This is a genomic window from Roseimaritima multifibrata, assembly GCF_007741495.1.
GTDB lineage: Bacteria > Planctomycetota > Planctomycetia > Pirellulales > Pirellulaceae > Roseimaritima > Roseimaritima multifibrata.
Genome location: NZ_CP036262.1, coordinates 1,266,741 through 1,288,510 on the forward strand (window position 1 = coordinate 1,266,741; position 21,770 = coordinate 1,288,510).

A 21,770-nucleotide genomic window follows, 5' to 3' on the forward strand; every position below is an offset into this window, starting at 1 on the left:
GTGAAAAGAAGCCAGCCCCTGGGGCTGGCTGCCAAAACCAGCGATTTTCTTAGCGAAACGGCGCGAACCGTCCGGCCGTCGCATCGAAAACAGAATGCACTTGCGGTCGGCTTGCGTCCTGTTGATTTTATCGAAAGCGAAAGGCGGCAACCACTAAGTCACCAAGCCGCTTGCGCTGGTCCGCTAGGAATTCTGGCCGCGGATGTCAAAGCCGATGGCGTTGGGCTTGCTCCGCTCGTCCCAGGTGCTGGCAAGGTGGACGAGCTACGGGGACGTCTGCGAATCGCTGGGCAGTCTTAGCTGCATCACTCGGATGGGATGTTCGGGATCGTCGCTTAGGGCGACCGAGTGCTGTTGGTATTCCCAGCCTGCGGCCTGAATCCAGTCACGGAATTCGTCCGCGATCAGACGGTGAGGATCGCTTAGTAAAACCTCTCCGTTTGGTTCTAGGTGCAGTCGCAGGCAGTGGTCCAGCTCAGGCCAAAGCTGCCTCAGGTAGGTGACGTCGGATCCCAGGATTAAAGGGAACGTTTCACCCTCCAGGCGGTCTTGCCCAAAACGCAAGCGAAGGATTCGGCAACGTTCGGCGAGGTCCCAGCACGTTAGTCGTACCAGCAGCAGCGGGTCATCGACGCCATCGGTAAGCGTCACGTTGGCTCCGCGAAGGGCGGCGGATAATCCGGCGCGCCCGGTGCCGCACCCCAGTTCCAGAACCTGCGTTCCTTCCAGTTCGTAGCGATCAAGGAATTTGTCCAGTCCTGCGGACGCTCGCCAGACCGCTGCCCAGAACGGATCAATGACTCCGGTTTCACCCGCGTCTTGTCGCTCGCAAGCTTCGATCAGCATGCCGTCCGGATCGGATGCGGTCGCAATTTTCCAGGGTTGGCCAGCGACACGGAGCGGAGCCCAGTGCCACTGAAAGCGTTTGGTCGCTTCAGCTTCTAGTTGGGCTTTCGGCGATAGTTCCTCGGTCGTTTCCTCCGCTGGAGGAAGAGATAGATCATCCATGCAATTGTTTTTCTGAGCGGTGATTAGGAATTTCGCAGGTAGCCGGCACTGGTTTGGAAATAGCGTGTTCGGCGGGCCTGGGTCGAATCGACGGCATCGTCTTGCTGGGCCTGAAGGTCGACAAGGTTGGCTTGGCAGCGACGGCAGCCAATGCGTTCGATATGGAAACGAATGTAGTCGTTTGTCGGTTCGTCCAGGACGTTAAGAAGGTATTGCCCAAGTTGCCGGCGATCGGGGCAGGAGAGTCGATGGCGGCGCCAGATGGCCCCGATGGTGTGTAGGCCTGCGTCTTCGCGTCCGCGAACCATGGCCAGCCGTTTCAGCAGCGATTGATCACTGCGGCAGGCTTCCTCGATCGTTGCCATGCCTTCGGGCGGAAGGGATTCATCAAGGAAAGCCAAAAGATCGGCATCAGACCATTCAGGCATCGTACTGCTCGTGAGTAAGGAGTCTTCGGCAACCGGTACAAGATAAGGGCCTAAGAACGACCTCAGGAGGGCGCTTGGACTTCATTTTACAATTGCGGAATCGTCTAATCGCTGCTGCGCTGAAACCATTCCGGCGAAAGTCATGACGACCCCCGCTATTTGCCTGCTACTTCTTTGCTGGCAGACCCCGTATCCCGTCTCTTGTTTGGGCAGCGTCCCAGTATGGCTGAATTTGAGGTCCTCTCCTATCGGGTGGTCAGCGGGCGAATCCAGATATTGCGATATTGAACCGGGCTGCCTTGGTCCTCGAGGACGAGTGGAGCGGCTGGGGGGCCCGCATCGTACTTGGGCAATTCACGGAACTTCGTCGCTCCCATCAGTTCGCGGCGGTGGTGAACCAGCACGCCATTGTGGAACAGAGTCAGATAGGCGGGCTGTTCCAGTTTCCCTGACAAATCAAATTGTGGGGCTTCAAATACGATATCGAAGGATTGCCATTCGCCAGGGGCTCGGGAAGGATTTACCGCAGGTGGGAATTGGCCGAAGATCGCACCGGCTTGTCCGTCGGCAAACGTCCTATTATCAAACGAATCAAGAATTTGGATTTCGTATTGTCCCATCAGCAAAATCCCGCTTCCGCCTCGTTCTTGACTGTCCCCTTGGACTTCTGCTGGGGTCGCCCATTCGACGTGAAGCTGGCAGTCTCCATAGCTTTCAAGCGTCCTTAGTGAACCGCTGTTGGGTTTCACGCTAAGCACGTTCCCATCGATTTTCCACTGGGGGACTCGCAGGTCGGCGCCGCCTTCAGGTCCTTCATGGGCCCAGGCCGAGAGGTCTGGTTTTTCACTTCCCAGCAGGACCGTGGCGTCACTGGGGGCTGCAGCGGGTTGTTTGTCTGAAGCGGGGTGACCGGGCGTGATCGATTTTGGACGAGGCCGTACGACATCGTGGACTCGCCAAGGTTGTCCGGGGAGCTTCGGGGTGTCACTAAAGCCAACGTTCGGCAATGGGACCGGACTGTTCTTTTTCTTCTCCGCGGCCGCTTTTGCTTCAGCCGCCTTCTTCTCGGCCGCCATCTTTGCGGCTTTTTCGGCAGCCGCTTTTACTTCCGCAGCTTTCTTTTCGGCCGCCATCTTTGCGGCTTTTTCGGCAGCTGCTTTTACTTCCGCAGCTTTCTTTTCGGCCGCCATCTTCGCGGCTTTTTCGGCAGCCGCTTTTACTTCTGCAGCTTTCTTTTCGGCCGCCATCTTCGCGGCTTTTTCGGCAGCGGCTTTTACTTCCGCGGCCTTCTTGTCGGCCGCCACCTTTGCGGCTTTTTCGGCAGCTGCTTTTACTTCCGCGGCCTTTTTGTCGGCCGCCACCTTTGCAGCTTTTTCGGCAGCGGCTGTTGCTTCTGCCGCCGCTTTTTCCGCTGCAGCTGCATCCGGTTCGGCTGGCGGATCTACCTTGGTTTCGGCGTTAGGCGTTTCGTTTGCAGGCTCCTGAGCGAATGCGGGCCTAGCGTTTAACGCCGCAAATAAGAGAACAAGCGATCCGAGGACGAGGCGAATGATGTTAGAATGCATGAACTTTCCGTGAGACGCAGCGGTAAAGGTGAGGGGCGGGATATTAAGGGCCAATTTATGGCAGCGTGGATGCTCCGGCACCTCTATTGTAGTTAGGAAAATGAGATTTTGGTTGCACGACTTTTCGGCTTCTTCCCTTTTTGGGGCGCCTTGGTTTTAGGTGCCGCCGGCAGCTTGGGGGCAGTCTTGTCCGCTCAGCCGCCGCTAGGGCCAAGAGCCGCCGAGGAAGGACGTCCTGTCCCTGATGGGCTGGGCGTGCCTGCAAGCCTTTCGGCGGCCGATACGTTCGGGAATCCTGTTGAATTGCCTCGGCCTGAACCCGCGGTTCGCCGAGTTCTTGAGCGGGGAAATGTGCGGTTTGTGTTCTACGATGGCGACCGGCAACCACGGTTATTTCCAGGCAAGACGGAACTGGACCTGAAGTTCAAATACCACGCCAGGACAGAGTGGGAGGTCCCCGCGTCGAGGGGAGTGCGAATCCTTGTCATTCGACCCGACTATGATCGAATCGACTGGATCCTTGACCATCAAATCGAGCTGCCGGCCAGCTTGGTTTCGGCGGACTTTTTTGCGGATGCTTTGGTGCAACATGAATTAGACCATGTTCGAATCAGTGCCGACCCTCGGATTGAGAGGCTCTTCCGGGACCGTGTGCGGAAAAACATCCAGGAAATTCGAATCCCTTGGGAATCCGATCAGCCGCCGCTCAAAAGCATCGTCCAGCAACATGTTGATCGAGCGATTGTCGCTGAATTTAAACAAGTGCTCCAGTTCTTGCAGATCCGATATCGCGAACTGGATCGAGTCACCAAGCACGGGCTGAGCAGATTGCCGGGCGGCTTTTTAGAAGACGCTCCTGATTTGGAGCGAGCTTCAAGCTCGCGTTAAGCCGGGACCGCATTCCGCTCGGGGGACGTGAAACTTTTAGGTGACGATTTCACCCCAGCCCATCCGAGTCTGAGTGCAGTGCTTGTAGCCCAGCGGGCGGCAGATACTTGCCGTTGGCGTAAACTAACGGGAACCTTGCGTCCACATGAAAGCCCAGCGGGCGACAGGCAAGGATGGCTCTGTCGCCCGCTGGGCTTTCCTTTTCGCGATCCCTACTCCGGCGGCTCGCGCCGCCGGCAAGTATCTGCCGCCCTCCGGGCTAAGTGTTCACTCGGACGCCGTTACTCTTTCTTGTCGAGCGCCCAGCGGATTCCGTTGGCGGTCATCTGCATCCAGTGTTCGTCTGCGATCGTTTCGTTGTGGTGGCCTAGCGTGGTGCCAAAGACTCGTGCCCCTTGGTACTCATTGATCCAAACCACGGGCTGTTCGGCTTTCTCTTCTTCGCTGTAGGCTTGTGCGAGGACGGTCGCTGTCGGCCATACTTTTTCAATCACGTATAGTTCTCCATTTGGCGTTTGCCATTTGTTTGGAAAACCTTTCATGATTGGATGTTCGGCCGCTACGGGAATCACATCGAGGGCTCGTTTCGCTTTCTCGTGACGACGCGAGGTCACGCCTAGGAAGGCTCGCCAGGTTTCGGCGGTCGCCGCGGCGCGATAGGAGTGCATGGAGCAATGGATGACCACTGCGGGAACTCCGGCCGAGACATGTCCAGAAACAATCCGTTCGACGAAGGCTCCGTCTTCAACGCCGCCAAAGCACTCGTTGTGGATGACCAGATCGTAGGGGGCGGCCCAGTTTCCTTGGTTGTAGATTGGGGGCATGATGGTTCGCTCGGAACCATGTTCCTTCACCGTCCATTCGATTTCACCAAGCTCCTTATCCAGCCCTTTTTTGATCAGCTTGATCTGTTCTTTATAGTCGTGGCAGCAGCCGCCGGTTACCAGCAGGATGCGTGTCGGTTTGGCCTGTTGTTCGGTTTCTTCAGCGACAGGGGATTTCGGATCGGTCGATTGAGCAAAACTTGGCATCGAAAATGCAAAGGTTACGACTCCTGCGGCGAATAGCAGAGTCCGTAAGGAAGGAATGCGTCGGTGTACCACGTGAATTTGTCCTGTAGGATGAGGGGCTTGGCAAGCGAATTCCTAGCATAACTACTAGATTGGCGGATGGTGGTGATATCCCCGCTATTTTTCCTTCCCGTCGATTTCCCTGCCCTTCTATCCATTCGAAGCACAACGGTTAAATATTATGTTATGGCGGATTTTTCTCGCCTTTACTTTGATTCCATTGATTGAGCTGTACCTGCTGTGGAAAATCACTTTGGCAACCAGTTTGCCCGTGACCATTTTGCTGGTGTTGGTGACCGGTTTCATCGGTTCGATGTTGGCTCGCAGTCAAGGAATACGAGCTTGGCAGCGTTTTCATGCGGCGATCGGTGAAGGGCGGATGCCGGCTCAGGAGATCCAACATGGGTTGCTGATCGCATTTGCTGCGGCGATGTTGCTGACGCCAGGGTTGGTTACGGACGTCGCCGGGTTCGTCTTGCTGGTGCCGTTCACCCGAGAGTGGGTGAGAAAGTACTTCGCGGCTCGACTGAAGAACAGTTTCCAGCTGCAGGTGACCACGTTCGCTGCAGGAGGAGCATCGCGACCGGCTGGCGGGAGCGATGTCGTTGAAGCCGAAGGCGTCCGTCCCGTCGATTCGAATCCAAAGGGTGTCGAATTTAGGCAGTAAGTGATTGTCGCCTTTCAATCGGGACGGGAAACTTATAGGTGACGATTTCAACCCTGTCCATCCGAGTCTGAGTGCAATGCTTTTAGCCCAGCGGGCTTTCCTTTTCGCGATGCCCACTCCGGCGGCTGACGCGGCCGGCAAGTATCTGCCGCCCTCCGGGCTACGTGTTCACTCGGCCCCATATAGACTCGTCAGTTGCTGCAAACCTTTCATTTATAGATTTCGCGTCCCGAGCGAAAGGCTGCCGTTTTTCTCCGCTTCCGATTAAAACGGCAGCTCCTGAAAAGGCGGGCGTGGAAGGTTCGTTAACCGATTTATCGCAGTCTTAAGCGGGCGCCTTTGGGGGCGTCCCGCTTCGCTGATTGCTGACGTTCGGTTTATTTAGGCAGCCGTCCTGTTTCGACTTTTGGGAAGTCGCCGGTCAGGCCTTCTTTCATGAAGTTGACGACGTCGGTCACTTCCTGATCGGTCAGATTCAGAGGCTTCATTTTGTCGCTTAGCCAAGCGTTCGGGTGGCCCCCTTTGTTGTACCAGACCATCACCTCTTCCAAAGTCTCTTGGCTGCCGTCATGCATGTAGGGACCTGAGTCGGCGATGTTTCGCAGTGTGGGCGTTTTGAAAGCACCTTTCTCGGTTTCCTTCTTGGTGATTTCGTAACGTCCTAGGTCTGGGGTTTCCACTTCCATGCCGACGCCAAGATTGTGGTACTGCTCGTCGGTAAAGTTAGCGCCCGCGTGACAGTTTTGGCAGTTGGCTTTCGAGAAAAACAGCTTCATCCCATTGATGGCCGAAGCGCTCATCGGGTTGTCTTTGGTCGCCTTGATCAGTCCTTCGTACTGCGCGACAAACTTTGGGTCTTCGGTGCGAAGTTCGTCTAGGTACTCGAGGTCTTCCGCGTAGGCTTTTTTGAAACGCTCTAGTTCTTGGTAGTGGTCGTAGGGAGTTGGGCCCGTGACGATGGCCCGCTCAAAAGTCGCGAGGGCTTTGCCCACGTTTTCGATCGTCAGCCCATCGTCGAAGATCGCTTCGAACTGCAGGTTGTATCCAGGGATGCCAGCCAGGCAGGCGACGCAAGCGTCATGGTCATGTCCCATTTCGATCGGGTTGGCGATAGGGCCGATCGCTTGGTCTTCAAGGGTGGAGGCACGTCCGTCCCAGAATTGTTCTCGGCTGACAATGCGGTTGTGCGATACCGGTGAATTCCGGCCCCCTTCCTGGCCGCGGACGCCTACTCCAAATTGAGTGTGGGCCGCGTAGCCTTGGTCGGGTGCGTGGCAGCTTGCACAGCTGATCGTCAGGTCCACCGAAAGTCGGGGGTCGAAGTAAAGTTGTCGGCCGAGTTCAATTTTGGCTCGGGTCATCGGATTGTTTTCAGGAATGAAGACGTTTGCCTGGGCGGCTTTCAAGCCAAGCGGCAATTCGACGTCGAGCGTTTCGTGGTTGGCAGGCTTGCTAAGCCATGCGGTTATTTCTGCCTCGGTCAGTGGTCCGCTGCCGGGAATGCCAGCGGTAAGACTTTCGTCACCGAGAACAACCGTTGTAGAATCGGCAGCGGAGACGTGGTGGGAAGGGGACAAGACCATCCATGCAGCAATGCAGGCACCGGATAGGAAATGAAAGCGACTCATGCTTGGCTCCGAGGGGGATAACAGGGTGGGGTGTCGATACGCGGCGGGTGAAGCGTCTATTAGGTATTGTAAACGATTGGGAAGTTGATGACAGAATCATCTCTGGGCATTCAAAACGCAAATTTGCGAGACGCGAATCCGTCTGATTTGCCGGAATTAACCGCGATCCTAAATCAGCAGATCGAGGAAACGGTGAACTCCTTCCGGCTAGGACCTATTTCGGGGCCTGCATCCTTGCAGTGGTGGGCTGCCCATCAAGACCCCCGCTTTCCGATTCTAGTTGCCCCGGCGGGTGGGGGGAATGCTTCGGCGGGGCGCGATGACGTTTCGGTGGCAGGTTGGGCATCCCTGTCGCCATGGTCGTCGTACGAAGCGTATGGCAAGACCGCGGAGGTATCGATCTGGGTGCGTCCCGATTTCCATCGCCAGGGGCTGGGCCGGCGATTAATGGAAGGCCTGGTTGGGCGGGCACGAAACGTTGGTCACCGTGTCTTGCTTTCTCGAGTGGAAGCCAATAATCGGGGAAGCCTGCGTCTGCACGAATTGTTCGGCTTTCGGACGATCGGGACGATGCATCAAGTCGGTGAGAAATTTTCGCAGCGATTGGACGTGGTGATGCTGGAATTGCTGCTGGACGGCGAGCAATAACTGGACGCAATCTCTCGCTGACCGGTCTGTCCACGCGCTGGCGGAGGAGGATCGAGTGGGGGTAAAGGCATTCAGGTAGCTGCCAGTTGTTGTACCGACCGGGACGAGCCCGGCGGAAACAAACAAGAGCAGCCTGATCGGAAATCGTCAACTTATAAATCGCACGTCCCGACCGAAAGGCGACACGAAAGCTTTGCGGCGTCGGTGGGGTTGCCGTTTATTAGGCGTCCGTGAACAGGGCGTCGCTGAAAGCGTCCGAATCGAAGAGTGCAAGGTCTTCGATTCCTTCTCCGACGCCGACAAACTTGACCGGCAACTTAAATTGCTCGAGGATTGGTAGGATCACTCCCCCTTTGGCCGAACCATCTAGTTTTGCCAAGATGATTCCTGTGCAGCCGGCTACTTCGCTGAATCCTTTGGCTTGGCTGATTGCGTTTTGGCCCGAGGTCGCGTCCAGTACTAGAAGGACTTCGTGCGGCGCGTCTTCGACAGGTTTACCGATGACGCGGCGGATTTTTTCCAGCTGAGACATCAAGTGTGTTTGTGTCTGCAACCGCCCGGCGGTATCGATGATCGCTACCTCGGCTCCGGTCGCGACCGCTTTTTCAACCGTCTGATAGGCAACACTTGCGGGGTCGGCTTCGGGTTTACCGGTGACGATTTCGCAGCCAATGCGTCCTGCCCAGACCGTCAATTGTTCGACGGCAGCGGCTCGGAATGTATCACCGGCACCGAGGACAACCGTTCGTCCTAGTTTGTTGTGGATGTAGTTTGCCAGTTTTCCGATGGAAGTTGTTTTGCCACTTCCATTCACCCCGACGACAAGGATGACCGTCGGAGCTTTGTCTGCGAACTGCAGTTCGGTGTGTTCTTGTTGCAGAAGTTCTCGGGTCTGATTGCGAATCGATTCCAGGACATCTTCCATCTGGACTTTTCGGGCACGGAATCGCGTTGCGATATCGTCGCGGATTCGTCCTGCTGGTCCACCGCCCATGTCGGTTCGAACCAATTTGGCAAACAGTTCACTGAGGAACGCATCGTCGACCAAGCGTCCGTCTTCTTTGAAAAGGTCGCGGATGTCGGTCCCTAAAACCTCACGGGTTTTCTGGAGCCCTTGGCGGACGCGCTGAAACATGCCGGTTCCGTCACCCTGCGTTGCTTCGCCACCTTGGGCGGCCGACCCGTCCTCAGTCGAAGCGGAATCGGTGGTCGGCTTGTCGGGGGACTCTTCTTTTTTAGAACGCCAAAACGCCATCGTTGGAAACTACTGTCTTGAAAGGTGTTGATTCAAAAGGGAGTTCAGGTCCCGTTCAACGGTCGAGCGTTTGCAGTTGGAAAAGCTCGGGGCCGGAGTGAACGGTTTTGACTCGCCCAACCAAGGTTGTTGAGGAAACATCGGTCACTTCGATCGGGAGGAATTCACCCGCCTGACGTCGGTTTCCATCATAGACAACGATCCGGTCACAGATCGTGCGACCCATCATTTGAACCAGAGGGCTCTCTTCGGGCTGTTTCTGGCCGCGTTTGCTGGGGCCTTCCACCAGGATTTCGACGGTCTGACCGATGAATTTTAGATTGTCCTCCGCCGAAATTTCGTTTTGGACATCCAGCAGTTCGTTGTTGCGACGGTTCTTAACATCTTCTGGGACATCATCTTCCAGACGTTCCGAAGCCTTGGTGCCGGGGCGGACACTGTACTTGAAGATAAAGCTATTTTTGAAACGGCAGCGGCGAACCAGGTCGATCGTCTTCTGGAAATCCTCTTCGGTTTCGCCACAGAACCCGACAATGAAGTCGCTGCTGATCGAAGCTTCGGGAAGGATCCGTTCGATCCGCTCCATCATTTCCATGTAGTCGGCAACGGTGTAGCCCCGTTTCATCCGTTTCAGTTGTTCATCGCTACCACTTTGTGCGGGGACGTGGAGGTAGGTCGAGCATTTAGGAAGGTCGCGAATCGTTTCCAGCAATTCTTCGGTCATGTCTTTGGGGTAGCTGGTCACAAATTTCAGCCTGCGGATCCCCTCGATCTCGCTAAGCTGCCTGAGCAGGTCGCTCAGGCGTGTGACGGTTCCCTCTTCGTCGGTGTGGCGATAGCTGTTTACCGTCTGGCCAAGCAGCGTGATTTCCACGCAGCCTTGGTCCGCCAAGATTTGAGCTTCCGCAACGATCTGTGCGGGGTTCCGGCCCTGCTCGGGGCCGCGAGTCATCGGCACGACGCAGTAGGTGCAGAATTTATCGCAGCCGATTTGGATACGGAGGTAGGCCTGGAATGGCGTCGGACGCATCGAAGGGTCACGAAGCGGATCAAAGGTTTCGTGACTGCGGCGAATCGTATCCTGCGAACCTGCTTTGCGGCCAAGCGAAACGGCCAATTGGCGGCCTTTGCCGGCAGCAATGTTTTCCAGCAGCGTGGGAATCTGCTGAAGTTGGCCGGGGCCGACGATCAGGTCGACAAACGGAGCTCGCTGGAAGATTAGTTTTTGGTCTTTTTGGGCCATGCAGCCCATTACCCCAATCGTTTTATCGGGGTTCCGCTCTTTGGTTTGCCGCAGTTTCCCGAGCGCGCTGTAGATTTTTTCTTCTGCATGCTCGCGGACGCTGCAGGTATTAAAGAGCAGCGTGTCCGCTTCCTTGGGGGTGGCTACCAATTCGTAGCCGTGCTGTTTCAGGTCCGCGACAACCATCTCGCTATCCAGAACATTCATCTGGCAGCCAACGGTTTCGATGTATAGTCGTTTGCTCATTGCTGTGGCTGTTTAATACAGTCGCTAGAGTTCGCTGGGCGGATTGCTTGCTGGTGGGTTGGAACCGTTGCGTTGTCGTTTGACATAATCGCGCAAGGATTCCGTGCACTGGGTCCGACGGCGGACCATGATGCCGGAAAAGAGGGTGACTGCGACCGCTACAGCGACCGCCCACAACAGCCCGTCGGTCATGGAAAATGCGAGCACACCCATTTCCATAACCTAGCAAGAAAGAGGGTTGAACGGGACGGGGGATCTACCGCCCCATTGCGGATTGCAGGAAATATCCTGCAGAAGTCCGGGTTTGGATCTAAATCAAGGAATCGCTATGATTCCGCCGGCGATCGCAGCCCCTTCCACAATCGCTGCGTTCCGCTGGTATGGAGGACGCTGCAGAAGTGCTGGAGCCCGACTTCCAGGCCGGTAGTAGCCAACCGAGTAGTTGGTTTCACACGGAGGCTGGACGGTCGCTAGATAAGGAAGTGCTGGGAACGTGGCGAAAAAGCGAGCCCCGCTGACGAAGGGGGTCAGCATCGGAAATCGCTCGTGCCCATTCCGCTCCAGCATCGTGTCTTCAAAATAAAGCGGATGAGAAAACGTATTGGGGGCGTGCCACATGTAAGACGTTAATGTCCAGTCTCCTGGGCGACCCGGCCCCTCTGGTAGGAACATTGTGGCGTCTGGAGTCTGATTGGCGAAGGAGGCGGGCAGTTCGCCGTTACCGATCGTATCGATTTCCATCGTCGGGGCGATCAGCGGCGGGATGATGAAATTTCCATCGACCCGTTTGGGAGCTCTTGCTGAGCCATACAGGGATTCGCCACCGATTTGTGGGATTCTGGGAGCTCGCTGCGGGCTGTCGGTTCGAGGTCTTTGGGCCGAAGCTGACGTGCAGGCTCCGATGAAGACGGCTAGGCAGCAAGCTTTGACTGTAAGGTTGTTCACGGCAGGCATCCATGTCCAAAATAGGGCGATTCCGCGCGATCCTCGCACGTGTTCCAATCCCTAGCATCGGTCGTGCCGTGGTCTGATCATCAGAACGAAACCACGTTCCAGCATAATCCGGTGAACGGGCACAACCGTTACAGCCCCACTTTCTTATCGCCAGCTCTCACACCAGTTTTTGGTGTGCAGCCCGCTGCGGATTCGCCATTCTCGCAATTCCCCCAGCAGGCGGGCCTGAGCTTCGGCGGCGATCGGATGGTTCCAAAGATTGTGGCATTCGTCGGGGTCGGTCCGCAGATCAAACAATTGCCCGTGCGGTTCATCTAAGAAATGGACCAGTTTGAATTGGTGATCGCGAACCATCGTCATGAATTGGCACCCTGTCAGGATCCCATCTTGAGCCTGTTCGCAGTAGACGTAAGGTCGTCCTTGCCAGTCGGAGGTTTCCTGAAACGCTCCGTTCAAGGAACGCGCTTCCCAGTCGCCGGGAACGTCGATACCGGCCCACTCCAAGATCGTGGGCCCCAGGTCCATTTGCTGGACCAGTCCGTCGACGCTTCGCCCTGCCTGGAAACGTCCGTTCGTTCGCATCGCGGGCGGTGCCCAGACGATTAAGGGAACGCGAGTGATCGCGTCGTACATGGTCCATTTTTGACTGTGACCATGATCGGTCAAGCAATCGCCATGATCGCTTGTGAAGATCACGATGCTGTTTTCAAGGTAACCGTTGGATTCGAGAGCCTCCATGATCTGTCCGACTTTTTCGTCGATCATGGTCACGTTGGCGCAGTAGTACGCGCGTTGGCGGTGTCGTTGGGCTTCGCTTGGATTCAGGTCCAAGACGACCGAGTCGTGGTCGATATCTTGGTTGTGTTGCCGCAGTTCTTTAAATGCGGGCGGTTGGTTTTCAAGTTCTTCGTCGCTGACCGGTAGCAGCGGAAGGTCTTTGGCAAGATAGGGTTCCGCGTAACTCGGTACCGGGTCGTAGGGTGGATGCGGCCCGGGGAAACCAATTTGTAAGAACAGGGGTTCGCTGCGAGGATGCGAATCGATCCACCAACGGGCCATGTCCCCGACAAACATGTCGGGATGGGCGTCGGCCGGCAGTTCCCAGTCGAAGGCGCCTAACGCTTCCCGGTAATCTTCTCGCTTGCGATAGAGTTCCCGTTGCTGTTTGATCAGCCCACGAAAACGCAACGCTTTGTCCCATTCGTCGAAGAAGTAACGCCCTTCGAGGTAGCGATCTTTGTTCTCGACGACATAGCGTTCGTGGAAACCTAATTCGGTCTCGAACGGCCATGTATGCATTTTGCCGATATTGGTGCAGTGGTACCCGGCATCGTTTAACTGCTCGATCCAGCTTCGTCGCCAAGTGTCGGCGTTGCGGAGGATCCCGGTCGTGTGTGGGAAGTATCCCTTGAAGAGACTTGCCCGCGCCGGTGCGCAGGAGGCCGCCGTGACATGGCACTGTTGGAAATGGGTTCCCTCGTTGACCAAGCGATCGAGGTGAGGGGTGTCCATGTGCGGAAAACCAAGCGATGCGATTGTGTCGTATCGCTGTTGGTCCGTGATGATGAAGATAATGTTGGGGTGTGTCATGCCTGATAGGATAATCAAGCCACGAGGCCAACTGTAGATGCCTGAATCACGCACGGCCGTGGGGATATAAAGTAAGGCGAGGCCGGGCCCGAAAGCCCGACCCCGCCTCGCACGGGGGGATCCACTGTATGGTTGGTCTCAAGCGGGTCCCGTTTGGGGCCGGTCCCTTTTTGGTAAGGGGACTAGGTCGACGGGGCCGCGAATCTTTTTCGCTGGTCGTTGCCGTCGCTCACTCGCTTGGACACCTTTAAACTAGTTCGGGTCCGGCAAGGTTCGCGATAAATTGAAGGAAAAGAGCCCAGCGAATTGGTAAACCAGTCGGTTTTGTTGTGGTTATGCGGGCTGGTTTGTTTGTACGGCCGAAATGGGCTAGTGAAGCTGCGTAAAGCTGGCCATGGAGGCTTCTGGAGGGATCCAAATGGTCGATTTGTCGCTTCGTTGGTGGCGTAAGTGTCGTGAGCATCGGTGGAAAATCATCATAACCGTTACGCTGCGAAAAATGCTGCCGTAATCGTTTAACATTGGGCTTAAGTTTTCTTTGAAAGCGTTGACGCAGGCCACTCTCTGACGTCCAATTCCGCGAGACCGATTGGTCTGCACGTTGTGCACGCTCTGATAGCAAGCTGTTCTCCATCGGAGAGCCGGAAAGTCACAGAGCGTCGTCATCACTTGCTGTACTGGATCGGCTGGCAGTTTGGGGTTTGTCTGAACTGCGTTCCGAGTCTTTCGCTAATTTAAGTTGTCACGATGATTTTTCACCGTCGTCTTCCAACGGTTCTGGCGCTCACTGCGACCAGCTTTTTCGCTTTCATGCCACCAGTGAGTGCTGGTTGTTTGTGCGATTGGCTGTTCGGGCGACCGCCAGCTTATGCCGCCGGTTATGCGCCGGTGTATCCAGTGGGTCCGGCGTATCCGGTAACCCCAGGGTATGCTGCGAACATGCCCGTGCTGCCTCCCGTGGTGACGACTTCGGCTCCGGTTGCTAATAGCGCCCCGACCGCTTACGCGGCTCAGATGCCTGCGTATGGTTCGGCTCCGGCTTCGGCTCCGGTATTGCCCAACGGGTATGCGGGTGCTTACAGCAGTTTGTACGGAGGCGCGACGGCCAGTGCAACGCAGGCGGCTCCTAGCACGCTCAGTTCATCGCTGTACGGGACAGGCAACACCTATGCGAATTCTCCGACGCCTTATCCGGGAACTTCCTATTCGGCAAACATGCCCGCGACTTACAACGCACCTGGAGTGACGGCGTATTCGCCAGCTGCAACGCCATACATGGCAGGTCAACCTGCTGTGGTCGCTCCGCCTGTGGTTCCAGTGGCACCACCACGAACCGGTTTGTTCCCTCGGATTCGAGGGTTCTTCGGGAATCTGTTTGGGACAAATTATCGAACCTCGTACTACCGTGCTCCGGTAACGTATTACCGTCCACAGACGACCGTTGATCCGGCGACTGGAACGACCGTGACGGTGCAGCGTCCTTGTACGTCGTATCAGTACCAAGTGCAGCGGATGCCTTACGTCAGTCTGGATCCCGGCGCGTCGACTCCGGTCGGGGCGGCTCCGGTAGATCCCTGTGCGAACATCAGCCCGTACGGTGCAACGGCTCCCTATGGTCAAACGGCTCCAGGGTTGAGTGGCATCCAGGGTGGCCAATTCGATCCGTATGCTCAACCAAGCTACGGGCAGCCAAACTATGGGCAAACCACTCCCGGTGGGCAACCTGCTCCGCTAAACAATACAACTCCAGGGGCATCGAGTGAGGGGTATGTGCCGCAGCCGACGTTGCCGCCTGTTGTGGAAACACAGCGGTACCCGACTCCTGCCGTTCCTTCGCTCCCGTCGACACCATCGACGGGCCCACTGACCGGGGCTCCAACTCCGCCCAGTACATCGCCGACGACTCGTTATCATCAACAGCCTTACGCAGGCGGAGCGGCGAACAGTCCATTCCCAAGCACACCTTCGACACAGCCAGCGGCACCTTCGCAGCAGTTGCAGGGTTATCAAGTTCCTTCATCGGGGGCGAGCGTTTCGCCTGTACCGCCGGCAGAATACGCACGGCCGATTCCCGCACCTCCAACGAATTGGGACAACCGCGATGCGGCCCCCGTTCCAAGCCGAGAAGTCGCAGGAGGCCGGACCGCTTCCCGACCGGCATGGGGATTCAAGACGATCAGTTGGAGCAAGCCAGTCGACGATCGCTCAAGCGATATTCAGCGAGCAACCTACGACAACGAATCCTTGTCGCTATCGGCGCCTGCCAATGAACCGACCAGAGCCGCTCAACCATGGCCAACACCAACACGTGAACCAGTCGCCGAGCAACTGCCAGAACTTCGTTCGGCTCCAGCACGGCCAGCCGTCACGGCACCACGTGTGAAAGCCTACGACGATTCAGGCTGGCGTTCGAACCGCTAAGAAGTGAGCGGTGGTTGCCAGAGTAAATGGCATTGGTAGCGAGTCCCCTGCACCATCCAGAGCATGGGATTTTAGGCCCGAAGGGTCGGCACAATTTCGCCCAAGGCTCAATGACTCCCACACAAATCTTGGGTCATATTGGACTTCATGCTTGTCGAGTAAGCGAAGGTGTTCGGACTCGAATGATTCCGCTGCATGGTGTTGCATCTGATTGGCAATGTATTGGTACACCGAGTTCTTCTGCGACGGACTGACGGTGAAAGCACCAAATCCGTCTTGCCATCCAAACTTCTTGATGATCTGGCTTGTCTCGTTGATATGTTTACTGGTATTGCCCTTCACCTTGCCGACAAAATTGGAAACAGCAACTTTGGCGGGGATGCGGACCAATAAGTGTGCATGTTCAAAATAGCCTCCCACGATTAGTGCGTATCCTCCAATCTCCTTGGCAACGCCTGCTAGGTAAGCGAACACGCTCTCGCGAAATTCTTCATTTCGGAGGTATGGCTTGCGGTTCTTTGTGCTGAAAACGACGTGGTACAACAACTGTTGATGAGTGCTCATCATTGTCCTCGCAGTTCGGCTGGAGTCTGGGGAGCAAAGTTTGTGCTGGTCCTTTGTGTCTTCTCGTTCGTCGAGCTTGGCAGTTCTCGATTTCGCCAGCCATTTTATCAGCGTTAGAAGAATGTTTGGGCCGGAAGAGATTGTGTGTAATCTTCGCGACACCAATTGTGTCGACCCTTCGGGCCTTGCAGTCCTTGGGGGGATGCAGACCGGGGGTTTGCACCCCCGGCAGAGATTGTGCCGACCCTCCGGGCCTCTTGAATTTGCCGCATGCAGGTCTTGCTACTTGCTACTTGCCGATCATGCTTAGCAGGCTGCGGACGCTGCGGAAGGTTTCTGCCATGGTTAGTTTGCTGTCCCCTTCGGTGCGGTCGTGGAAGGTGATGGGGATTTCTGCGAACTTGGCTCCGTTGCGATGCAGGCCCAGCAGCAGTTCTTCCAGCATTGCGTAACCGTCGCTCTTGAGGGCACCGGCGGGAAGTTTGGCTAGAGTCGCCATCCGGTAGCAGCGGAGGGCTCCGCTGGAATCCTTGACCGGCAGTTTTAACGCGCGGGTGGCGAAACTGTTGACCATCCGGCTCATCAGTTTCCGGCGGAGCGGCCAGCCTTCGATTTTGCCGCCCGCGACATAACGTGAACCGACGACGACGTCTGCTGGCGGGTCGGTTGCCAAAGCGGCGTCAAGCAAACGTGGAAGGTCCTCGGGCGAATGGCTGAGGTCTCCGTCTAGGTTCAGCAAAAATTCGTACTTCCCTTGGTGACCGAACTGGATTCCGGCGCGAAGTGCACTGCCTAGGCCTCGCTCGTCCTTGCGGACCAGGACATGCAGTCGAGGTTCGGATTCGGCTGCCGATTCGGCCCAGGTCCCCGTTCCGTCTGGCGAATCGTCATCGACGACAAGCAGATCGGCCTTGGGAAGTGCAGCCAAAATACGAGGGAGCAGCCGAGGCAGATTTTCCCGCTCGTTGTAAGTGCAGACAACGACCAGAGTTTTGGGCGATGGGGCCGCGGTCGACGGAGGAGCATTACTGGTGGAAATGGGGAATTCTCAAATTGAAATAAGCACGAAAGCAAAACGCCAAGCGTAACAACTTAAATATCGGATCGGATTGTGGGAAGTGAAGATAGGTGATTTGCGGAGAGGGTGCCGGTCTTTCGGAATGTTCTGCATTTTCCGAAAGAATCGGTCCGATCAGTTGTATAGCAAGCGGTAGAACCTCGTCATCGTTAAAGGGATTGAATATGCTCCGCCCCGCAAACCTAATTCTCTCATCGTTCCTCTTGGGAACGCTGTTTTCGTTTGGACTTCCAGCGGTAACCGTCCAAGCACAGGACTGGCCGGCATTGCATGTCGGAGCGAAGAAAATTCCAGCCGTGAAAACCGCCTCGGCAACCGAACCTTCGGCTAGCCAACTCGCACCGACGCGAATGGTCTCGGCCCGGTCCACACCGCGGCTCCGGGACGTGCAGGCTGAGCAGCCGAGTCACGAATCGCAGATTGAACAGGTGAACTACCATCGTTCGGTTGGTTCAGCGGCCCCTAGCTGTGGTTGTGAGGACTGCCGCCCTGCCCCGCGTTTGCGGACTGCGGTCCAAAATTGCGGATGCGGAAGCTGTCAGCTCGGTGGGCCACCATGTCGGGCTCCACTGCGTCGGCTGATGTTGCCGCCGAATCCGATCTACTGTGTTCTGGACAAAGTCGCTGGTGGAGTGGAGTGCGTGCTGGGGCTTTCCCCAAATTGCCGCGTGGGACGATGTGCTCTTCCCGGTGGCGGCGATTGTGGTTGTGATACTGGCGGATGTGATTCGATGGGCTGTGATTGTGGGGATTCTGGGCGAGACGCCCATCCGGCGACTTTGCTCCCGGTTCCGAAACCGCATCCCACGATGGCACCGATGCCACCATCGACAGAGAAGGCGGTGGAGGAAATTCAACATCTGCCAGCTCCGATCGTTCCCGATCGCTTGAAAGATCCTTTCAAGGATGATCAAGCTTGGATTCCGGGTAGCGATCGTACGATTCAGCGAAGTGCGTATTACGAATAGTCGCCAGCTAGCGATTTAGGTAACGCCAATCGTCTTAGAAAATGTCGGGCTCTGCGCCCGGCGATCGGCCCGCAAGGAAATCAAAATCGCATCCTTGGTGGGCTCCCGTGACATGGGACGCGTACATTTGACCGTAGCCTCGAGTGAATTTGGGCTCGGGAGCCGTCCAGGCGACACGGCGACGTTCGGCTTCGGCTTCATCGACATGCCAGACGATCCGCCGGCCTTCGACATCGATTTCGATCATGTCGCCATCCTGCACCAACGCCAGCGGGCCGCCGACGAAGCTTTCGGGAGAAATGTGCAGGACACAGGTGCCGTAGCTGGTTCCGCTCATCCGCGCGTCGGAGATCCGGACCATATCGCGAACGCCCTGTTCCAGCAGTTTTTTCGGGATCGGAAGCATGCCCCATTCCGGCATTCCCGGAGCCCCCAGCGAACCTGCTGAGCGGAGCACAAGCACCGAATCGGCTGTGACATTCAGGTCCGGATCGTTGATGCGTTCCTTCAGGTGGGCGTAGTCATCAAACACCACGGCGGGGCCGGTATGTTGCGTCAGTCGAGGGTCGGCAGCGATGCTTTTGATGACACAGCCATCGGGCGATAAATTGCCACGCAGCACGCAGGTGCCCCCTTGGGGGCTGACCGGATTGTCGATTGTGCGGATCACTTCGTCGTTGATCCCTTCGGCTCCCGCGATCTGTTCTCCCAAGGTTTTTCCCGAAACCGTCATGCAGTCCAGATTTAGATGGTCTCGCAGTCGTTCGAGGAGTGCGGACAATCCGCCAGCGTTGTAAAAATCCTCCATCAGAAAACGGCCACTGGGACGAAGGTCACCAAGGACGGGCGTCGTTCTGGAAAGTTCGTCAAAGCGATCCAGTTCCAGGGAAATTCCGGCACGCCCAGCGATCGCCAGGATGTGCACGATCGCATTGGTCGAACCACCGATCGTCATGTCGGTAATGATTGCGTTGTCAATCGATTCGGGGGTGACCAACTGACTGGGGCGAAGCTGATCCCAGGCCATCGCGACCGCTTGGCGTCCAGATTGGACGGCCAGTCGAGAATGTTCGGCTAGGACTGCAGGGATGCAGGAGGCGCCTGGCAGCGTGAAACCGAGGGTTTCGGCGATGCAGGCCATGGTGCTGGCGGTCCCCATCGTCATACAGGTTCCTGCGGAGCGGGCGATACAGTTTTCGATCGCGGTCCAGTCGGTGTCGCAAAGGTTTCCTGCACAGCGTTCATCCCAGTATTTCCAGGCGTCGCTACCACTTCCGAGGGTTTCGTTTTTCCAGCGGGCCTTCAGCATCGGGCCTGCGGGCAGGAAAAGGCAGGGAATATCCGCCGACAGGGCCCCCATCAGCATTGCTGGAACGGTTTTGTCGCAGCCCCCCATCAGGACCGCCGAATCGATAGGGTGGCAGCGGAGAACCTCTTCCACCTCCATCGCCAGCAAATTGCGGTACATCATGGTCGTCGGCTTCATCAGCATTTCGCCCAGCGACATGACGGGGACTTCGACCGGGAAGCCTCCTTCCTGCAAAATTCCGCGGCGGACCTCGTCGGCTCGATTGCGAAAATGGGAATGGCAGGTATTCAGGTCGCTCCAGGTGTTCAGGATCGCCACCACGGGGCGGTCGCGGTAATCCTTGTCATCGAATCCCATGCCTTTTAGGCGAGAGCGGTGGCCGAAACCACGTAACGTGTCGGCTGCAAACCAGCGGTGGCTGCGAAGTTGGGTCGGATCGTGTGTAGGCATGGTCAGCAGTTGGTTGGGAGGCGGCGAATGAGCGTACGTATGGACTGAGATGAGTGGACTGGGGGGGCTTTTCGTTTTATGGCACAATGCTCTCTTCTGCAATCATGACTCCCTGCTGCAAGCATGTCCTTTTGCAAACACCGATTCCCTGCAAACACTGACCGACTGATATGCGCCCAATCGAAATCTACGACACGACTCTCCGCGATGGGACCCAAGGCGAAGGGATTAGCTTTTCCCTGCAGGATAAACTGAATATTGCCAAGCGTTTAGGTGAAATGGGGATCCAGTTCATCGAAGGTGGATATCCCCTTTCAAATGAAAAGGATACCGCGTTTTTCCAAGAAGTTCGGAAACTGGACCTGGGCGACGCCAAAGTCTGTGCGTTTGGCATGACCCGCCGGCGAAGCATGAAAGCGGCTGACGACCCCGGCATGAAGGCGTTGCTGGCTGCGGAGACCCCGGTTTGCACCATGGTCGGAAAAAGCTGGGATTTTCAGGCGACCGAAGTTCTCGGGGCGACGCTGGACGAAAATCTGGCGATGATCGGTGAGAGCGTTGCATTTTTAAAGCAACAGCGAGACGTTATCTTCGATGCCGAACATTTCTTCGACGGCTGGAAAGCCAATCCCGATTACGCGATGAAAACGCTGGATGCGGCCGTCCAGGGCGGCGCGGGCTGGGTCGTGCTGTGCGATACCAACGGCGGGACCCTCCCGGAAGAGGTCGCCATGGCCGTCGCCAAAGTGAAGGAACTGTTCAAAGACCGTTCGGTGGTGGTCGGGATTCACTGCCATAACGATAGTGAACTGGCCGTTGCCAATTCGCTCGCGGCGGTCGATGCCGGTGCCGATCAAGTCCAGGGGACCATCAACGGAATCGGCGAACGTTGTGGGAATGTCGACCTGATCTCGGTGATCGCTAACCTGGCGATCAAAAAGAAGGGATACCAAGTACTCGGCGGTCGCCCACTGACCCAGTTAACGGAACTGAGTCGTTTCGTTTATGAAACGGCAAACCTGCAATGGCGAAACGGACAACCGTTTGTTGGGCAGAGCGCATTTGCCCACAAAGGAGGGATGCACGTCCACGCGATCAATAAAGCAGCCAGCACGTACGAGCATATCGACCCCGCCGTGGTCGGGAATGAACGTCGCATCTTGGTCAGTGAACTAAGTGGCCGCAGCAATATCATTGCCCTGACCAGCAAGGATAATTTGCAAGATGACAAAGAATTGATGAACCGAATCCTTGCGGAAGTGGTCCGTTTAGAAAATCAAGGTTATCAATTTGAATCGGCGGGAGCTTCTTTTGACCTGCTGGTCAAAAGACTGGCCGGAACTTTTACAGCCCATTTTGAAACCATTAAATACCGAATCGTCGCTGGCGATCGCGATGCTCAGCACGCCGACGGTTTCGCCGAAGCGATTGTGAAATTGCAGGTGGGTGAAGAGATGTGGTTCGATGCGGCCGAAGGTCATGGACCGGTCAACGCCCTCGATGCTGCTCTGCGAAAAGCGTTGCAAGGCACTTATCCCGAACTGGCGGAAATGCGTCTGCTTGATTTTAAAGTCCGAGTCGTCGATAGCAGTGCCGGCACGGCGGCTCATATTCGGGTCAATATTGAAAGTGGTGATTCGAATGACAGCTGGGGGACAATCGGTGTTAGCGAAAACATTATCGAAGCCAGCTGGAAAGCCCTGGTCGACGCCTTTGAGTACAAATTGCATAAGTCCGATTCAGGGGCTTAGAACCAGCCGCCCAGCGATCTGATTTTTCCCTTGCGATGT

Annotated in this window: 20 protein-coding genes; 7 read left to right on the top strand and 13 right to left on the bottom strand. The window is 56.4% G+C overall.

The genetic code is table 11. From position 1 onward, the window contains the following. On the top strand, nucleotides 1-300 hold the full coding sequence (locus FF011L_RS04775) for a hypothetical protein (RefSeq protein ID WP_145350552.1): 300 nt from the start codon (nucleotides 1-3) through the stop codon (nucleotides 298-300). On the opposite strand, the gene FF011L_RS04780 is transcribed toward FF011L_RS04775, so the two are convergent. The 3 genes from FF011L_RS04780 to FF011L_RS04790 all read right to left on the bottom strand — a co-directional run bounded on the left by FF011L_RS04780 (nucleotide 265) and on the right by FF011L_RS04790 (nucleotide 3,001). Continuing rightward, entirely contained in the window at nucleotides 265-1,008 is a 744-nt protein-coding gene (locus FF011L_RS04780; RefSeq protein ID WP_145350553.1) for a class I SAM-dependent methyltransferase, read from the bottom strand. The genes FF011L_RS04775 and FF011L_RS04780 overlap by 36 nt on opposite strands. A gap of 23 nt (nucleotides 1,009-1,031) precedes the next feature. Continuing rightward, complete coding sequence (locus FF011L_RS04785; RefSeq protein ID WP_218933014.1) at nucleotides 1,032-1,436, bottom strand: hypothetical protein; 405 nt, start codon at nucleotides 1,434-1,436, stop codon at nucleotides 1,032-1,034. Nucleotides 1,437-1,681: 245 nt separating this feature from the next. Then, nucleotides 1,682-3,001, bottom strand: coding sequence for a 3-keto-disaccharide hydrolase (locus FF011L_RS04790; protein ID WP_145350555.1), 1,320 nt, complete (start codon nucleotides 2,999-3,001; stop codon nucleotides 1,682-1,684). 108 nt (nucleotides 3,002-3,109) lie between these two features. Here FF011L_RS04790 and FF011L_RS04795 point away from each other — a divergent pair, with 108 nt between their 5' ends. Beyond that, nucleotides 3,110-3,889: a hypothetical protein gene (locus FF011L_RS04795; RefSeq protein WP_145350556.1), complete on the top strand. Its 780-nt coding sequence runs from the start codon at nucleotides 3,110-3,112 to the stop codon at nucleotides 3,887-3,889. A gap of 281 nt (nucleotides 3,890-4,170) precedes the next feature. On the opposite strand, the gene FF011L_RS04800 is transcribed toward FF011L_RS04795, so the two are convergent. Further along, nucleotides 4,171-4,992: a ThuA domain-containing protein gene (locus FF011L_RS04800; protein ID WP_218933015.1), complete on the bottom strand. Its 822-nt coding sequence runs from the start codon at nucleotides 4,990-4,992 to the stop codon at nucleotides 4,171-4,173. A gap of 148 nt (nucleotides 4,993-5,140) precedes the next feature. Between FF011L_RS04800 and FF011L_RS04805 the strand changes: the two genes are divergently transcribed. Continuing rightward, nucleotides 5,141-5,626, top strand: coding sequence for an FxsA family protein (locus FF011L_RS04805; RefSeq protein WP_145350557.1), 486 nt, complete (start codon nucleotides 5,141-5,143; stop codon nucleotides 5,624-5,626). A 377-nt stretch (nucleotides 5,627-6,003) separates the two neighbouring features. Here the strand turns inward: FF011L_RS04805 and FF011L_RS04810 are convergent, their stop codons facing one another. Next, the gene (locus tag FF011L_RS04810; protein WP_145350558.1) at nucleotides 6,004-7,254 is read right to left on the bottom strand and encodes a cytochrome-c peroxidase; all 1,251 of its coding nucleotides are present in this window, start codon (nucleotides 7,252-7,254) and stop codon (nucleotides 6,004-6,006) included. Between the two features lie 87 nt (nucleotides 7,255-7,341). Here FF011L_RS04810 and FF011L_RS04815 point away from each other — a divergent pair, with 87 nt between their 5' ends. After that, the gene (locus FF011L_RS04815) at nucleotides 7,342-7,902 is read left to right on the top strand and encodes a GNAT family N-acetyltransferase (protein WP_145350559.1); all 561 of its coding nucleotides are present in this window, start codon (nucleotides 7,342-7,344) and stop codon (nucleotides 7,900-7,902) included. Nucleotides 7,903-8,122: 220 nt separating this feature from the next. Here FF011L_RS04815 and ftsY read toward each other — a convergent pair whose 3' ends face one another. From ftsY to FF011L_RS04840, 5 genes are all read right to left on the bottom strand, one after another. Further along, nucleotides 8,123-9,157 (bottom strand): signal recognition particle-docking protein FtsY, encoded by a 1,035-nt coding sequence (ftsY, locus tag FF011L_RS04820; RefSeq protein ID WP_145350560.1) that lies wholly within the window; start codon nucleotides 9,155-9,157, stop codon nucleotides 8,123-8,125. A 55-nt stretch (nucleotides 9,158-9,212) separates the two neighbouring features. Then, nucleotides 9,213-10,646 (bottom strand): tRNA (N6-isopentenyl adenosine(37)-C2)-methylthiotransferase MiaB, encoded by a 1,434-nt coding sequence (miaB, locus tag FF011L_RS04825; RefSeq protein ID WP_145350561.1) that lies wholly within the window; start codon nucleotides 10,644-10,646, stop codon nucleotides 9,213-9,215. A gap of 24 nt (nucleotides 10,647-10,670) precedes the next feature. Then, nucleotides 10,671-10,853, bottom strand: a complete 183-nt coding sequence (locus FF011L_RS04830) for a hypothetical protein (protein WP_145350562.1) — start codon at nucleotides 10,851-10,853, stop codon at nucleotides 10,671-10,673. A 108-nt stretch (nucleotides 10,854-10,961) separates the two neighbouring features. Further along, nucleotides 10,962-11,591 carry a hypothetical protein gene (locus tag FF011L_RS04835; protein WP_145350563.1) on the bottom strand — a complete coding sequence of 210 codons (630 nt, stop codon included), beginning with the start codon at nucleotides 11,589-11,591 and terminating at the stop codon, nucleotides 10,962-10,964. A 153-nt stretch (nucleotides 11,592-11,744) separates the two neighbouring features. Next, nucleotides 11,745-13,244, bottom strand: a complete 1,500-nt coding sequence (locus FF011L_RS04840; protein WP_218933016.1) for a sulfatase family protein — start codon at nucleotides 13,242-13,244, stop codon at nucleotides 11,745-11,747. A gap of 693 nt (nucleotides 13,245-13,937) precedes the next feature. On the opposite strand from FF011L_RS04840, the gene FF011L_RS04845 reads away from it, so the two are divergent. After that, nucleotides 13,938-15,611 carry a hypothetical protein gene (locus FF011L_RS04845; protein WP_145350565.1) on the top strand — a complete coding sequence of 558 codons (1,674 nt, stop codon included), beginning with the start codon at nucleotides 13,938-13,940 and terminating at the stop codon, nucleotides 15,609-15,611. Here FF011L_RS04845 and tnpA read toward each other — a convergent pair. Further along, nucleotides 15,588-16,175, bottom strand: a complete 588-nt coding sequence (gene tnpA, locus FF011L_RS04850) for an IS200/IS605 family transposase (RefSeq protein ID WP_218933017.1) — start codon at nucleotides 16,173-16,175, stop codon at nucleotides 15,588-15,590. The genes FF011L_RS04845 and tnpA overlap by 24 nt on opposite strands. Before the next feature lie 289 nt (nucleotides 16,176-16,464). Then, on the bottom strand, nucleotides 16,465-17,214 hold the full coding sequence (locus FF011L_RS04855) for a polyprenol monophosphomannose synthase (RefSeq protein ID WP_145350567.1): 750 nt from the start codon (nucleotides 17,212-17,214) through the stop codon (nucleotides 16,465-16,467). A gap of 203 nt (nucleotides 17,215-17,417) precedes the next feature. On the opposite strand from FF011L_RS04855, the gene FF011L_RS04860 reads away from it, so the two are divergent. Beyond that, a complete protein-coding gene (locus FF011L_RS04860; protein WP_145350568.1) occupies nucleotides 17,418-18,221 on the top strand; it encodes a hypothetical protein in 804 nt (267 codons plus the stop codon). 34 nt (nucleotides 18,222-18,255) lie between these two features. Here FF011L_RS04860 and araD read toward each other — a convergent pair whose 3' ends face one another. Next, entirely contained in the window at nucleotides 18,256-19,980 is a 1,725-nt protein-coding gene (gene araD / locus FF011L_RS04865) for an L-arabinonate dehydratase (RefSeq protein WP_145350569.1), read from the bottom strand. Nucleotides 19,981-20,150: 170 nt separating this feature from the next. Between araD and cimA the strand changes: the two genes are divergently transcribed. After that, nucleotides 20,151-21,731: a citramalate synthase gene (gene cimA / locus FF011L_RS04870; protein ID WP_145350570.1), complete on the top strand. Its 1,581-nt coding sequence runs from the start codon at nucleotides 20,151-20,153 to the stop codon at nucleotides 21,729-21,731. Nucleotides 21,732-21,770 lie beyond the last annotated feature (39 nt).